The organism is Streptomyces sp. NBC_01283 (genome assembly GCF_041435335.1).
Lineage (GTDB): Bacteria > Actinomycetota > Actinomycetes > Streptomycetales > Streptomycetaceae > Streptomyces.
Genome location: NZ_CP108430.1, coordinates 7,201,922 through 7,216,079, shown reverse-complemented (window position 1 = coordinate 7,216,079; position 14,158 = coordinate 7,201,922). Strand labels below are relative to the sequence as shown.

The 14,158-nt window shown below is 71.6% G+C and carries 10 protein-coding genes; 9 read left to right on the top strand and 1 reads right to left on the bottom strand.

What is annotated here, in order from left to right; translation table 11 throughout:
* Positions 1 to 111 precede the first annotated feature (111 nt).
* From OG302_RS32690 to OG302_RS32680, 3 genes are read left to right on the top strand one after another with little or no spacing between them, the layout of a single operon-like run.
* Positions 112 to 1,431, top strand: coding sequence for a tetratricopeptide repeat protein (locus tag OG302_RS32690; RefSeq protein WP_371530055.1), 1,320 nt, complete (start codon positions 112 to 114; stop codon positions 1,429 to 1,431).
* Entirely contained in the window at positions 1,428 to 2,843 is a 1,416-nt protein-coding gene (locus tag OG302_RS32685; RefSeq protein ID WP_371530054.1) for a sulfite exporter TauE/SafE family protein, read from the top strand. The genes OG302_RS32690 and OG302_RS32685 overlap by 4 nt, the downstream gene beginning before the upstream one ends.
* 44 nt (positions 2,844 to 2,887) lie before the next feature.
* Complete coding sequence (locus OG302_RS32680; RefSeq protein ID WP_371530053.1) at positions 2,888 to 4,546, top strand: serine/threonine-protein kinase; 1,659 nt, start codon at positions 2,888 to 2,890, stop codon at positions 4,544 to 4,546.
* A gap of 20 nt (positions 4,547 to 4,566) precedes the next feature.
* Here the strand turns inward: OG302_RS32680 and OG302_RS32675 are convergent, their stop codons facing one another.
* On the bottom strand, positions 4,567 to 5,391 hold the full coding sequence (locus OG302_RS32675) for an SGNH/GDSL hydrolase family protein (protein ID WP_371530052.1): 825 nt from the start codon (positions 5,389 to 5,391) through the stop codon (positions 4,567 to 4,569).
* A gap of 234 nt (positions 5,392 to 5,625) precedes the next feature.
* Between OG302_RS32675 and OG302_RS32670 the strand changes: the two genes are divergently transcribed.
* The 6 genes from OG302_RS32670 (at position 5,626) to OG302_RS32645 (ending at position 14,136) form a co-directional block, all read left to right on the top strand.
* The gene (locus OG302_RS32670; protein ID WP_371530051.1) at positions 5,626 to 6,060 is read left to right on the top strand and encodes a hypothetical protein; all 435 of its coding nucleotides are present in this window, start codon (positions 5,626 to 5,628) and stop codon (positions 6,058 to 6,060) included.
* A 1-nt stretch (position 6,061) separates the two neighbouring features.
* A complete protein-coding gene (locus OG302_RS32665) occupies positions 6,062 to 7,162 on the top strand; it encodes a GNAT family N-acetyltransferase (protein ID WP_371530050.1) in 1,101 nt (366 codons plus the stop codon).
* A gap of 379 nt (positions 7,163 to 7,541) precedes the next feature.
* Positions 7,542 to 8,378: a glycosyltransferase family 2 protein gene (locus tag OG302_RS32660; RefSeq protein WP_371530049.1), complete on the top strand. Its 837-nt coding sequence runs from the start codon at positions 7,542 to 7,544 to the stop codon at positions 8,376 to 8,378.
* A complete protein-coding gene (locus tag OG302_RS32655) occupies positions 8,375 to 9,406 on the top strand; it encodes a glycosyltransferase family 2 protein (protein ID WP_371530048.1) in 1,032 nt (343 codons plus the stop codon). The genes OG302_RS32660 and OG302_RS32655 overlap by 4 nt, the downstream gene beginning before the upstream one ends.
* Before the next feature lie 31 nt (positions 9,407 to 9,437).
* Positions 9,438 to 10,238, top strand: a complete 801-nt coding sequence (locus tag OG302_RS32650) for a polysaccharide deacetylase family protein (protein WP_371530047.1) — start codon at positions 9,438 to 9,440, stop codon at positions 10,236 to 10,238.
* Positions 10,231 to 14,136 carry a lipopolysaccharide biosynthesis protein gene (locus tag OG302_RS32645; protein ID WP_371530046.1) on the top strand — a complete coding sequence of 1,302 codons (3,906 nt, stop codon included), beginning with the start codon at positions 10,231 to 10,233 and terminating at the stop codon, positions 14,134 to 14,136. Before OG302_RS32650 ends, OG302_RS32645 begins: the two co-directional genes overlap by 8 nt.
* The last annotated feature ends 22 nt before the right edge of the window (positions 14,137 to 14,158 follow it).

The window sequence follows — 14,158 nt, the reverse complement described above, 5'->3', positions numbered from 1 at the left end:
CCCATCCCCCAGCGGGCCGCGCCCTCTCTGCATCTCTTCTCTGCATCTCTTCTCTGCTCTCTTCTTCTCTTTTCTCGACTGATCTTCGACTTCGTCTGGAGGGTCCCAGTGATGGCCTTGCCCCGTCCTGCCGGCCGGCCCGTGGTGGCGGCCGTCGCTCTCGCGCTCGCGATCACCGGGGGTGCCGTCGTGGCCGGCGGTGAGGACGGTCCCGACCGGCCGCCGCCGTCCGTGGCGGTGGCGCCGGGCGCGCTGCGGGGCGGTGATCTCGACCGCGGCGTCGAGGCGCTGCAGTCTCATCTGCGGTCCCAGCCGAAGGACGCCGGAGGGTGGGCGACGCTGGGGACCGCTTACGTCGAGCAGGCCCGCACCCGGGGCGACCCGACCCGGTACCGCGAGGCGGACCGCGCTCTCGACCGGTCCCTGGAGCTGCGACCCCGCAATGACGCGGGGCTCGCGGGACGGGCGGCGCTGGCCGCCGCCCGTCATGACTTCGCCGGGGCGCTGCGCCACGCGGAGGCCGCGCTCGCGGTGAACCCCTACAGCGAGGGCGCGCTGGCCTCGCGGATCGACGCGCTGGTCGAGCTCGGGCGGTACAAGAAGGCGGCGCGGGCCGCGGACGAGGCCGATGCCCGGCGGCCCGGGATGCCGGTGTTCACGCGGTACGCGTACGTGCGGGAGCTCCGGGGCGATGTGGCGGGCGCCCGCCGGGCCCTTTCGCAGGCCGTCGGCAGCGGATCCAGCGGCGGGGACGCCGCGTACGTCGCCACCGCGCTGGGGCAGCTCGCGTGGCGGCAGGGTGACTACGGGGAGGCGCTGAAGCAGTGCGGGAAGGCGCTGCGGGCCGATGCCACGTACCTTCCGGCGCTGGAGTGCCGGGCGCGCGCGTGGGCCGGGCAGGGCGACACCGGGCGGGCGATACGGGGGCTCAGGGAGGTGGTGGAGCGGGCTCCACTGCCCGGACCGCTGGTCGCCCTGGGTGAGTTGTACGAGGCGCGGGGCGGGCGGGGCGACGGAGCGAAGGCCCGGGAGCAGTACGCGCTGGTGTCCGCGTGGGTGTCCCTCGCCCGGGCGAACGGGGTGAACGCCGACCTCGACGCGGCGACCGCGTTGACGGACCACGGGGGCCCGGACGAGCGGAAGGCGGCGCTGCGGGCGGCCCGTGCGGAGTGGGGGCGACGGCACACGGTCCACACGGCGGACGCGCTGGCCTGGGCCCTGCACGTCAACGGCCGCTCGGAGGAGGCTCTTCCGTACGCCCGCCGGGCCACGGCGACGGGCTTCCACGAGGCGTCGTTCCTGTACCACCGGGGTGTGATCGAGGGGGCCGCGGGCGACGAGGCCGCCGCTCGCCGCTGGATCTCGGCGGCCCTGAAACTGAACCCGGGGTTCTCGCCGACGGGAGCACGGGCGGCGAGGGAGGCGTTGTGAGGCGCGTGATCGCCCTCGGAGGTGTGCTGGTCGCGGGCCTCGCGCTGGCCGTGCTGCCCGCCGCGGAGGCGGGCGCTCGCCCCCTCGCTCACCCCCTGGGGAACTTCACCGTCAATCGGTACGACGGCCTTGTGGCGGGTCCGGGGCAGCTGCGGGTCGACCACATCGAGGACCTCGCCGAGATCCCGGCCACCCAGGCCATGTCCCGCATCAAGCGCGAGGGCATGGGGAGTTGGGCCGACGGCCGGTGTGCGGACGCCGCCCGTGGCAGCCGGCTCCGGGTGGACGGGCAGGCGGAGGAACTCCGCGTGCACAGGGCCCGGGCGGTCACCCGGGACGGGCAAGCGGGCCTGCCCACCCTGCGCGTGGAGTGCGAGCTCGGTGCCCCGCTCCCCCGGGGCTCCGAGCTCGCTGTCCGGTTCGAGGCCGCCGGTGAACCGGGACCCGGGTGGCGGGAGGTCACCGCGCGGGGCGACCGGATGACCCTCGGCGCATCGGACGTACCGGAGACGTCCGTGTCGCGGCGCCTCACCCGCTACCCGCAGCGGCTGCTGGACTCGCCGCCCCGCGAGGACTCCGCCACCTTGCGGATCACCCCCGGCGGCCCGGCCCTGAGCGAGGAGAAGCCGGAGGCCCCGGCCTCCGTGCTGCCGCGCGGCGCGGACCGGTGGACGCAGGCCCTGACCGGGCTCGTGGCCCGCCATGACCTGACGCCCGGCTTCGCCGTGCTCGCCCTGGGTGTCGCCCTGGTCCTGGGGGCGCTGCACGCCGTCGCGCCGGGGCACGGCAAGACGCTGATGGCCGCGAGCGCCGCCGCGAGGGGACATGCCTCCCTGCGGGACGTCCTGCCGCTCGCCGCTTCGGTGACCGTCACCCACACCCTGGGCGTGACCGCGCTCGGGCTGCTCGTGGCGGGCGGATCGGCCGCGGCGCCGTCGGTCATCGCCTGGCTGGGAGTGGTCAGCGGCGTACTCGTCACCGGGGCGGGCGCGTTGCTCCTGCGGCGGGCCTGGCGACGGCGCAAGCACAGCCATCACCACCCGCATCACCACCCCCACGATCACCACGCGCACGACGCGCCGCCCACGGTGCGCGGCGCACTCTTCCTCGGCTTCGCGGGCGGCCTCGTGCCCAGCCCTTCCGCCGTGGTCGTGCTCGTCGGGGCCGCGGCCCTTGGCGAGGCCTGGTTCGGGCTACTGCTCGTACTGGCGTACGGGGTGGGGCTCGCCGTCACACTGACGGCCGCCGGGTTCCTCGTCGTGCGGGTCGGGGCCCTCGCCGGGCGGCGGATCCACGGGCCCCGGTGGCTGCATCGGGCCACGCATCGGTTCCTGCCGCTGGGATCCGCCTGCGTCGTGGTCGCCCTCGGGTGTGGATTGGTGTTCAAGGGGGCGGCAACCGCGCTCGGTTGAGGTAATTTTGTGGAGAATCGCCCGGCTGCCGATGGGGGACGCCCGTGAGCGGGAACGAGCGTGTGATCGCGGGGCGCTACCGCCTGCTGTCCCCCTTGGGCGAGGGCGGCATGGGCACGGTCTGGCGGGCCCGCGACGAGGTCCTGGGCCGCGAGGTCGCGGTCAAGGAGGTGCGGGCGCCCGCCGGGCTCCCGGCCCCTGACGTCGACCGGCTGTACGCCCGCCTGGAGCGCGAGGCGTGGGCCGCCGCCAGGATCCCGCACCGCAATGTGGTGACGGTCTATGACGTGGCGAGCGAGGACGGGCGCCCGTGGATCGTCATGGAGATCGTGCGGGGTCTCTCGCTGTCCGACGTCCTGGACGCGGAGGGGCCGATGCTCCCGCAGCGTGCCGCGGGCATCGGCGCCGAGGTGCTCGCCGCCCTGCGCGCCGCCCATGACGCCGGGGTGCTGCACCGCGACGTGAAGCCGGGCAACGTGCTCATCGCGAACGACGGGCGGGTCGTCCTCACCGACTTCGGGATCGCCATGGTGGAGGGGAGTTCGGCCCTCACCATGACGGGCGAGGTGGTGGGCTCCCCCGAATTCCTGGCCCCGGAGCGGGCGTTGGGGCGGCGGCCGGGCCCCGAATCCGATCTGTGGTCGCTGGGAGTGCTGCTCTACGCGGCTGTCGAGGGCAGTTCGCCCTTCCGGCAGGACACCCCGCTCAGCACGTTGCGCGCGGTCGTCGACGAGGAGCTGCCGCCGCCGCGGAACGCGGGGCCGCTGTACCCGGTCATCGAAGGGCTGCTGCGGAAGGACCCCGCCGCGCGGATCTCCGCCGCCGAAGCCGAGAACCAGCTGCGGCTCGTCGCGGCGGGCGGCACCCCGCAGGCGCCGACGCCGCTGCCGTACATGCCGACCGTCACCTCGCAGCAGCAACAGCAGCTGCCCTCGCCGCCTCCGCCGGACCAGCAGGACCCCCTCGTCACCACGACGAGCACCGTCCCCCCGAAGCGCTCGCGCAGCTCGGTCTTCGTCCTCGCCGCGGGCCTGGTCGCCCTGGCGCTCGCTCTGGGCGGACTCGTGTACGCCCTGGTGAACCGCGACGACGGAGGCGGAGGCGGCAGCAGCAGCGGGGCCTCCGAAGGAGGCGGGAGCAACGGCGGCGGGAACAACAGCGGTGGCTCCGGCGGCGGCAAGGACGGCGGCAGCACCTCGGGCGGCAGTGACGGCGGAGGGGCGGGCAACGGCGGCAGTGACGGCGGCTCCACCGGCGGCGGCACCACGGGCGGCGGCTCGGGCGGGAAAACCGGCGGTGGGAACGGCGGTTCGACCACGCACCCGGCGCAGTCCGTCAAGGTCTCGGTCACCGGCACGAACACGGAGCACAGCGGCGCCTGTCCGCCGGCCACCTCCCCCTCGTTCACGGCGACGTTCACCGTGGGGCGGGTTCCGGTCACCGTCGACTACCGCTGGGTGACCAAGTCCGGCGAGTCGAGCGACCCCGGCTGGAAGACGCTCAGCTTCGCCTCCGGCGGCGGGAAGACCAAGCAGGTGCACCACACGGAGACGGTCGCCGGGGAGCCGGGTTCGACGTATCAGAACTCGATCAGCGTGGAGGTGCAAAGTCCGGTGAAGGCGAGCTCCAACTCGGTCGCGTACTCGGTGACATGCGAAAAGGAGACCCCGACGGGCGGGGCCTCCTCCTATGCGCCGGACTGAGTGGGGACGAGCGGGGTGCGTCAGGACGCGGCGGCGCTGAACACGGGGAGGTAGCCGCCGGACTGGCCCGCGGCCTTGGGGTGGTAGGACTCGCCGATGTTGGTCCAGTTCACGCTGTGCAGCCACGCGTCGCCCGAGCAGATCTCGTGCCCGGTGAAGGCGGGGGTCACGTCGCCGAAGGTGAAGCCGTGGTCGGCGGCGCGCTTGGCCGTCGTGGAGTTGAGGAAGTCGGAGGCGCTGTTGATGGCGCTGCGTTCCTTCTCGGAGAGGCCGGCGATGCAGCCGCCGCCGAGCTTGTAGAAGCGGGGGTAGCCGAGCACGACGACCTCGGCGGCCGGTGCTTTGGCGCTGATCGCCGAGTAGACCTTGTCGAGATTGCCGGGCAGCGTCGTCTCGACGTAACTGCGCGCCTGTGCGATGCGTGCGAGGCAGTTGCTCTCGGACTGGAGCACACAGGTCGTCATGACGTCGGCGAAACCGGCGTCGTTGCCGCCCACGGAGACACTGACCAGACCCGTCCCGGCGCCGAGCGGGCCGAGCTGGCTGGCCACGACATCACCCGTACGAGCGCCCGAGCAAGCCGTGAAACTGAAACTTGAGGGTGAGTGGGCGGCCGCCCAGAGCGCGGGGTAAGCGCGCGATGTGCGCTTGCAGCTGCCGCTCCCGCTGTCGTATCCGCCGGCTCCGACGCCGGACGAGTAGGAGTCGCCGAGTGCCACATAACCGGTGGCCGCGGCCTGTTGGTCGGATCGCTGGTCCGCTTGAGCCGCTGTGGCCCCGGTGAGGGCGAAGGCGGTGGCGAGGAGGAGTGAGGAAACGTATGCCGTGATTCGGGACAATCTCATGGAACCTCCCTTAGCAGGATTTCTGCCTCGACTGTGGTACCACTCCCCCCGGGGCGCCGACAGTGTTCATGACAACAAGTTCGCCTGCAATTCCCTTGCCCACACAGGGAGTTCCCTTGCGGTTCAAGGGGCCCGCGGCGAACATCTCCACACTCCCTCCGCATCTTGACGCGCCGCCGTCGACTGCGCGACATTGAAGCCCGGCATCCGGCGCGTCGGGGGGCAAAGTCGCCAATGCAGACCATCGGGATCAAGGCACCGTCATCAGACACCGGGCGAGGGCCCGACGACCGGCCGAGACGCCAGGAAGACGCGCTGCCGCTGCTCGCGGGCACGGCCGTGGCGGTGGGCGCCGTCGGCGCGGTGCTCGCGCTCACGGACATCGATTCGCCGCTGCGCGCCCCCTTCACCCTGTTCTTCCTGCTGGCCGCTCCCGGCGGAGCAATCGCGGCCGCCCTCCGGGGACTTGACCCGTGGGGCCGGATCATCGCTTCCGTTTCGGGGGCCGTCGCGGTCAACCTGTTGGTGACCCAGTCGATGTTGGCCCTCCACCTGTGGTCGGTGCGCGGCGGGGTCGTGGCCATCACCGTGATCGGATCGCTCATCCATCTGCTGGTACTGGCACGGCGGCTGCGACGCCGCCGCGCCCCGACGAGGCGGACCTCCTGACGTGGACATCACCGTGCACCGCCCCGGCGAACTCACCGCTGCGGACCGGGTGGCCTGGACAGCACTGCAGTCCAAGGCCCACCTCAACGGCTCGCCCGAGCTGGCCAATCCGTTCCTCTCCCCGGAGTTCACCCTCGCGGTGGGCCACTGGCGGCGCGGGGTGCGGATCGCGGTCGTACGCGAGGCCGGTGAGCCTGCGGCGTTCTTCCCGTTCCAGAGATCCATCACCGGCGTCGGCCGGGCCATCGGCCTCGGCGTCTCCGACTGTCAGGGCATGGTGTACCGGCCCGGCTTCACCTGGGACGCGCGGGAGCTGCTGCGGGCCTGCGGGCTCGCGATGTACGAGTTCGACCACCTGGCCGGCGGCCAGGAGCCGTTCGAGGCGGGCGCCTCCGGCTCCTTCGCCTCCCCCGTCATGGACATCGACCAGGGGTACGAGGCCTATCTCGCCCAGCTCAAGGCGAAGTCGCCGAAGTTCGCCCGCACGACACTCGCCAAGGAGCGCAGGCTCGGGCGCGACCGCGGCACCGTGCGCTATGTGCACGACGAGCGCGACCCCGAGGTGCTGCGCGTCCTGATGGAGTGGAAGTCGGCGCAGTACCGCAGGACCGGCCGCAGCGACCGCTTCGCGCAGGCCTGGATCAGCCAGCTCGTGCGCCAGCTCTTCCACACCAGGTCCGAACAGTTCGCCGGCGTGCTCTCCGTCCTGTACGTGGACGACGTGCCGGCCGCCGCGCACTTCGGGCTGCGCTCCGAGCGGGTGATCGCGCAGTGGTTCCCCGCCTACGACCCGGCGTTCGCCAAGTACTCGCCCGGCCTGATCATGCATCTGCGCATGGCCGAGGAGGCCGCCGCCGACGGCATCGCCTATCTCGACCTGGGGCGGGGCCAGAAGCAGTACAAGGACTCCCTCAAGACGCGCGAACTCACCGTGTCCGAGGGGTGGGTGGCTCTGCGCCATCCGGCAGCGATCGGTCACCGGGCTCGGCACGCTCCGGTCAGGGCACTGCGCAACACCGTCTTGTCCCGTCCGGAACTCTTCGAACCGGCCGACAAGCTGCTGAAACGCATGGGCCAAATTCGATCAAGAAAGAAGGAATAAGCGGGCGCAGGAAGGAACAGTGCGCTCCATATGTGCCCATCAAGACCGGCCAAATCATCAAAAACGTGAGGGCCCGTTCCAGGTCTTGCCATACGGTCTCAATCATCAATACCGTCGTACATCCACCCGCATCGGTCCATCACGCGTTGCGATCTAGGGGAGGGCTCAAGGTCGCGGTGGTGCCGGCGCGGGGCGCGGTAGGGGGGTGCCGTGCTCGGCGACCGAATTCATGCCGAGTCACGTCCCGCGCGATGCCAGCTCACTCGGCATGCACGGAGATCCATTTCGTCATGCTCACGTGAGAACCCCCCTTTCGAACCGGATACATATCCGGACCGCCCGGGGGTGGGCGGTCCACCGGACGAGAGGGACAAGACTCATGAGTTCTGTTGTGCGCCCGGCCACCGAACCGGGGCCGGATCCGTTGGAGAAGAAAGCACTGTCCGGCAACTACCGGCCCATTTCCACCCACCTGGCGATCACTCCGCCGGTGAGTGTCGTGATTCCCGCCATGAATGAAGCGGAGAATCTTCCCTACGTCTTCAAGACGCTACCCGAATGGATTCACGAAGTCGTTCTTGTTGACGGCAATTCCACCGACGACACGGTGGCCGTCGCCCGGGAGCTGTGGCCGGACGTGAAGGTCGTGAGACAGCTGGGCAAGGGCAAGGGCGACGCCCTGATCACCGGATTCGAGGCGTGCACCGGCGACATCATCGTGATGGTCGACGCGGACGGCTCCGCCGACGGGCACGAGATCGTCAGCTATGTCTCCGCCCTCGTCTCGGGCGCGGACTTCGCCAAGGGCTCGCGGTTCGCCAACGGCGGTGCCACGGACGACATGACGCCGATCCGCAAGCTCGGCAACCATGTGCTCTGCTCCGTGGTGAACGCCAAGTTCGGCGCCCGCTACACCGACCTGTGCTACGGCTACAACGCCTTCTGGAAGCACTGCCTCGACAAGATAGAGCTCGACTGCACGGGCTTCGAGGTGGAGACCCTGATGAACATCAGGGTGGTCAAGGCCGGGCTCAAGGTGCAGGAGATCCCCAGCCACGAGTATCTGCGCATCCACGGCGTCAGCAATCTCAGCGCCGTGCGCGACGGTCTGCGCGTCCTGAAGGTGATCCTCACCGAGCGCTCCAACCGCCGCGGGCAGCAGCGCCGCCGCACCCGTGGTGGCCCCTTCCCCACGCGTCAGGGAGAGGCGTCTTGAGCGCTCCCGACCACCACGGGGGCAGCGCGGTCGCGGGTGTCTCCGTCGTCATCTGCGTCTACACCGAGGACCGCTGGGAGGACATCCTCGCGGCGGTCTCCTCGGTGCGGGCGCAGTCCCTGGCGGCCCTGGAGACGCTTCTCGTGGTGGATCACAACGCCTCGCTCCTCAACCGGCTCACCAAGGAGTACAAGGAGACCGAAGGGGTGCGGGTGCTCGCGAACGCGGGCCCCCGCGGCCTCTCCGCGGGTCGCAACACCGGGATCGCCGCCTCCGGCGGCGAGATCATCGCGTTCCTCGACGACGACGCCGTCGCGGAGCGGGACTGGCTGCGCCACTTCGCCGAGGGGTACGCCGACCCGGAGGTCTTCGCGGTGGGCGGGCGCACCATGCCCGTCTGGGAGTCACGGCGCAGGCCGGCCTGGTTCCCCGAGGAGTTCGACTGGGTCGTGGGCTGTACGTACAAGGGGCTGCCCGAGGGGCGCGTGCGGGTGCGCAACGTCCTGGGCGGCAATGCCTCCTTCCGGCGCAGCGCCTTCGAGGTCGCGGGCGGCTTCGCGACCGGCATCGGCCGCGACGGCGACAAGCGTCCGCTGGGCTGCGAGGAGACGGAGCTGTGCATCCGCCTCACGCGGGCACGCCCCGACGCCGTCCTGCTCATCGACGACCGCGCGGTGATCCACCACCGGGTCCCCGCCGCGCGGGAGCGCTTCCACTACTTCCGCACGCGGACGTACGCGGAGGGGCTCTCCAAGGCGCTCGTGGCCCGGAGCGTCGGGGCAGGCAAGGGACTTGAGTCCGAGCGGCGGTACACCACGCGCGTCCTGCCCGCCGGTGTCGGGCGCGGCCTGCGGGACGCGCTGCTCGCCCGCCCGGGCGGCGCGGGCCGCGCGGGGGCCATCGTGGCGGGCGTGGTCACCGCGGCCGGGGGGTACGTCCTCGGGAGTGTCCGCGCGCGCAGGGGAGGCGCCACCTTCTCGGTCGTCGAGATCGGGAAGGACGCGGACGGTGAGGGGGCTGCCGCATGAGCACGGCACCGACCGGCCGAGGAGGGCCGCCATGAACCCGCCCGTGCCGATACTGATGTATCACTCGATCGCCCATGAACCGACCTTGGAGACACGGGAGTTGTCCGTGTCTCCAAAGGCGTTCACCGAGCAGCTCGAACTGCTCGGCGAGCGGGGGTTCACGCCGCTCAGCACGGCCGGGCTCGCCGCGATCTGGCGCACTCCCGGCCGCGCGCTGCCGGCCAGGCCCGTCCTGATCACCTTCGACGACGGCTACGAAGGCGTGCACCGGCACGCACTGCCCGCGCTCGCCAAGCACGGCTTCGCGTCGACGCTCTTCGTCTCCACGGGGTGGCTGCGCGGGGCGCACGACACCGGGGGCGGCCTCGACCGGATGCTCGACTGGGACCAGGTGCGCCAACTGGCGGCGGCGGGGACGGAGATCGGCGGGCACAGCCACACGCATCCGCAGCTCGACCAGCTGGACGACGACGGCCTCTGGTTCGAACTGCTGCGCTGCAAGGAGATCATCACCGAAGAACTCGGCACCCGGCCCGCCTCCTTCGCCTTCCCGTACGGCTATTCGAGCCGCCGGGTGCGCCGGACGGTGCGCGGCGCCGGGTTCGCCCAGTCGCTCGCGGTCGGCAACCGTCTCGCGCGGCGCACCCAGGGGCCCTACGCCCTGCAACGGGTGACCGTGCGCCGGTCCACCGGCATCGAGGAGTTCGAGCGGCTCGTCGAGGGCCGCGCGATCGGCCGCACTTTCGCCAAGGACTGTGCCCTCACCAAGGGGTACGCCGTGATCCGCAGAGTCCGACAGGCCCGCCGGAAGGCAACTCGTACCCGTGTCTGACACGTCCACCGCCCAGGCAGACGTCTCTGGGTCTCCCGGTACCGAACAGCAGCCGTCGTCCGGCAGGTCGGGCAGGCCGCGCAGACTGCGGCTGCCCGGCCTGGGCGGATCGGGCGGTGGGAGTCCCCTGTTCCGCAACGCCTACGCACTGATGCTGAACACCGGCATCTCAGGCGTGCTCGGCCTGGGCTTCTGGCTGGCCGCCGCTCGGTACTACTCCGAGTCGGCGGTCGGCCAGGGCTCGGCGGCGATCGCCGCCATGAAGTTCCTGGCGGGCCTCACCGCCCTCACCCTGATGGGGGCCCTCGCCCGCTTCATCCCCGTCGCGGGACGCGCCACCGGCAGGCTCATCTTCCGTACGTACGCGGGCAGTTCGCTGGTTGTCGCGTTCGCCGCACTGATCTTCCTGTTCACGCTGGACCTGTGGGGCCCCTCGTACAGATTCCTGCACGGCCCGCTGAACGGCCTCGGCTTCATCGCCGCGGTCGTCGCCTGGTCACTGCTCACCCTGCAGGACGGGGTGCTCACGGGGCTGCGCAGCGCGCTGTGGGTCCCGGTCGGCAACACGGTCTTCTCCGTCGTCAAGCTGGGGCTGCTCATCGCGATCGCCGCCGCGATCCCGACGGCGGGCGTGTTCGTGTCGTGGGTCGCCGCGATCGCCCTGTCGGTCGTCCCGCTCGGCTTCCTGGTGTTCCGGCGGCTCGTGCCGCGGCACATCAAGGCGACCCAGGACAAGACGCAGCCGCCGACGCTGCGCGAGATGGGCCGCTTCCTGGCGGGCGACTACACGGGCTCGCTCTTCTCGCTCGCCGTGGTCTATCTCGTACCGGTGATCGTCGCCTCGCAGGTCAGTTCGGTCGACAACGCGTACTTCTACATCACCACCACGATCGGCGGCACGGTCAATCTGCTCGCCATCAACATGGGCGCCTCGCTGACCGTCGAGGGCGCGCACGACCCGGCGCGGCTCGCGGCGAACACCCGGGCCGCGCTGCGCCGCATGGCGCGCATCATGCTGCCGGTGTGCGGTCTGCTCTTCCTCTGCGCGCCGTACATCCTGCGGGTCTTCGGCCAGGGGTACGCGGACGCGGCGACGCCGCTGCTGCGCTGGTTCGCGGCGGGCGCGGCGCTGCGGGTCGTCATGGAGACGTACTTCGCGGTGCAGCGTGCCCAGAGCCGGACGTCCGGGATCGCCTGGTTGCAGGGCCTGTTGTGCGTGCTCGTGCTCGGCCTGACGCTGCTACTGCTGCCGCGGATGGGTCTTACGGGCGCGGGTGTCGCGGAGATCTCCAGCCTCGCGGTGATCGTGGCGATCGCGGCGCCGAAGCTGTACCGGGTGGCGCGGGGGACGCCGTCGGCGGAGCCGGCAGACGGGGCGCCGGACGGCGATCTCGCGGACCTGGGGACGGCCGAGGCGCCGCCCGCGCCACCCGCGGACGAGCCGGGTCGGAAGAAGGAGCGGCGCGGGCCCGCCTGGGCGCTGCGCGAGTCGCTCGACTCGGACACGCTGCATCTTGCGGTGCTGACCGACTTCGAGCATCCGGAGCGCAGACCCGACATGCGCCCGGGTCCCGGGACACCGGCCTTCGGGACACCGGCGGTCGGGAGAGCCGTCTCGGGGAGCACCGCGTCCGGGAAGCCGGTTTCCGAGGAGGCCGCTTCCGGGAAGGCCACGGGCACGGGGGACGAGGGGGACGACATGGAGAACCGGCCGACGTGGGCGCTGAGAACACCGCCCAAGCCACGCGAGCCGGATCCGGAGCCGTCCGCGCCGATGCAGCCCTCGGTGTCATCGGCCGTCACGGCGCCCGCCGCGGAGCCAGGCACCGACGCACCCGCGCCGCAGGCCCCGCCCCTGCCCCCGCCCGTCGTCGAGCCCGGACCGCTCCCCCGCCACCGCGCCGCCTTCATGGCGCTGCTCCTCGCCTTCGCGCTCGCCCTCTACTGGCTGCCCACCGTGGGCATCACCGAGGCGGACCTGGACACGATGGGCGGGCTCGGGCTCATCTCGGTCCTGCCCGCGCCGACCCTGGTCGGGGCCGCGCTGCTCGTCGTCGTCTTCGCCTCGCTGCTCTGGCTGGAACGGCCGCACAAGGCCCTGCTCCTGGTGACGCTGGTCGCCACGGTGATCTGCCTGCACGCCCTGCCCGCCGTCCTGGAGGACGAGCCGCGGTTCGCGACGGCCTGGCAGCACCTGGGCTTCATGGAGTACATCGACAGGACCGGCACGGCGGTGCCCGACCTGGACGCGCGCTGGAGCTGGCCCGGGTTCTTCGCCGCGGCCACGTTCGTGGCGAAGGCATGCGGCGTCTCGGACATGACCGAGGTGATCCGCTGGTGGCCGCTGGCGATGCAGCTGCTCTACCTGGCGCCGATGCTCCTGCTCGTGCGTTCCATGCGGGCGTCCTGGCGCGCCAAGTGGGCCGGACTGTGGATCTTCGCGCTGAGCGGCTGGGTCGGCCAGGACTACTTCTCCCCGCAGGGCTTCACGTATCTGCTCTATCTGGTGTTCGTCGCGGTGCTCCTCGTGTGGTTCCGCGCGCCGCACGTGCTGTGGGCCAAGCGGCGCCCGGGAGAGCTAGAGGTCGAACCCGCGGACCGGCGCCAGCGCGCGGTGCTGCTCGGGGTCCTGATCGCCCTGTTCGCGGCGACGGTCCCGGCGCACCAGCTCACGCCGTTCGTGATGCTCGGCGTCCTGGCCGTGCTCGTCCTGGTGGGCCGCTCGGAACTGCGCGGCCTGCCGATCCTGTTCGCGGTGTTCGTCGCCGTCTGGGTCGGCTTCCTCGCGGAACCGTACTGGTCGGGGCATTTCGACGAGTTGTTCGGCGGGATGGGCGGCGTCGGCGACAACGTGTCCTCGTCGGTGTCCGGGCGCATCGAGGGCGGCAGCTCCACCCATCAACTCGTGCTCTACGCGCGCGTGGCGCTCGCCGGCACCGTCATGGCGCTCGCCTGCTGGGGCTGGTGGCGGCGGCGCGACCACAAGTACACGGAACGCTCGCTGCTCGTCCTGACCTTCGTCCCGTTCCTCGGCTTCGGCATGCAGTCGTACGGCGGCGAGATGGCGCTGCGGGTCTTCATGTTCGCGCTGCCGGGCGCCGCGCTCCTGGGCGGTCTCGCACTGTTCCCGCGCGCGGGCATCACCGCGAAGGAACGGGACCGCGACCGGGTGAGCCTGGCGCCGATCGCCGCGCTGATGGCGGGTCTCGTCCTGATGGGCGGCTTCCTGGTGGCGCGCTGGGGCAACGAAGCCTTCGAGCGGACCCGGGTCGGCGAGGTCGCCGCCATGGAGTACGTGTACGCGCACGACGACCCGACGGTGCGGCTGCTGTGGATGAGCGACGACACGCTCAACAACGTGACGCCCGCGATGCCGTGGGGTGCGCGTGACATGGAGAAGGTCCAGTACGTCCCGACCCTCGCCCCGGCCGACCCGGTCCTGGTCTCCAGCCTGGTGAAGGCGCTCAAGGACGCGGGCCCCCACTCGTATCTGATGATCAACAAGAGTCAGACGGTCTATCTCCAGATGGACGTGGGCTACTCCAGGACCTGGGACACGCGGCTGATCACGAACCTCGACAACCGCCAGGAGCTGAAGAAGGTCTTCACGAACGACGACGCGACCCTCTACACCCTGCGCGAGCAGCCGGACGGCAAGGTCGAGAAGGCCGCCCCGGGCCCGATCGGCCCGCAGGTGACCTGGACCCCCTGGTCGGTGGTCGGCGCGCTCGCGGCGATCGCCCTGGTCCTGCTGCTCGTCACCCGGGAGATCGTGCGGGTGGCGGTGGAGCCGGGCGTGCGGCAGCTGCGCTGGCTGCAGAGCAGCTTCTGGTTCTCGCTGCCGCTGCTCGCGGTGCTGCTCGCCTCGCTGGTCCAGCGGTTCCTGACGATGGCGTGACGTGCCGGACGGCCGGGCGGTG

Bases quoted from the DNA above. Each gene is read 5' to 3' on its own strand.
- OG302_RS32670 (WP_371530051.1), top strand. From the start codon at position 5,626: ATGCAGACCATCGGGATCAAGGCACCGTCATCAGACACCGGGCGAGGG.
- OG302_RS32675 (WP_371530052.1), bottom strand. From the start codon at position 5,391: ATGAGATTGTCCCGAATCACGGCATACGTTTCCTCACTCCTCCTCGCC.
- OG302_RS32650 (WP_371530047.1), top strand. From the start codon at position 9,438: ATGAACCCGCCCGTGCCGATACTGATGTATCACTCGATCGCCCATGAA.
- OG302_RS32660 (WP_371530049.1), top strand. From the start codon at position 7,542: ATGAGTTCTGTTGTGCGCCCGGCCACCGAACCGGGGCCGGATCCGTTG.
- OG302_RS32690 (WP_371530055.1), top strand. From the start codon at position 112: ATGGCCTTGCCCCGTCCTGCCGGCCGGCCCGTGGTGGCGGCCGTCGCT.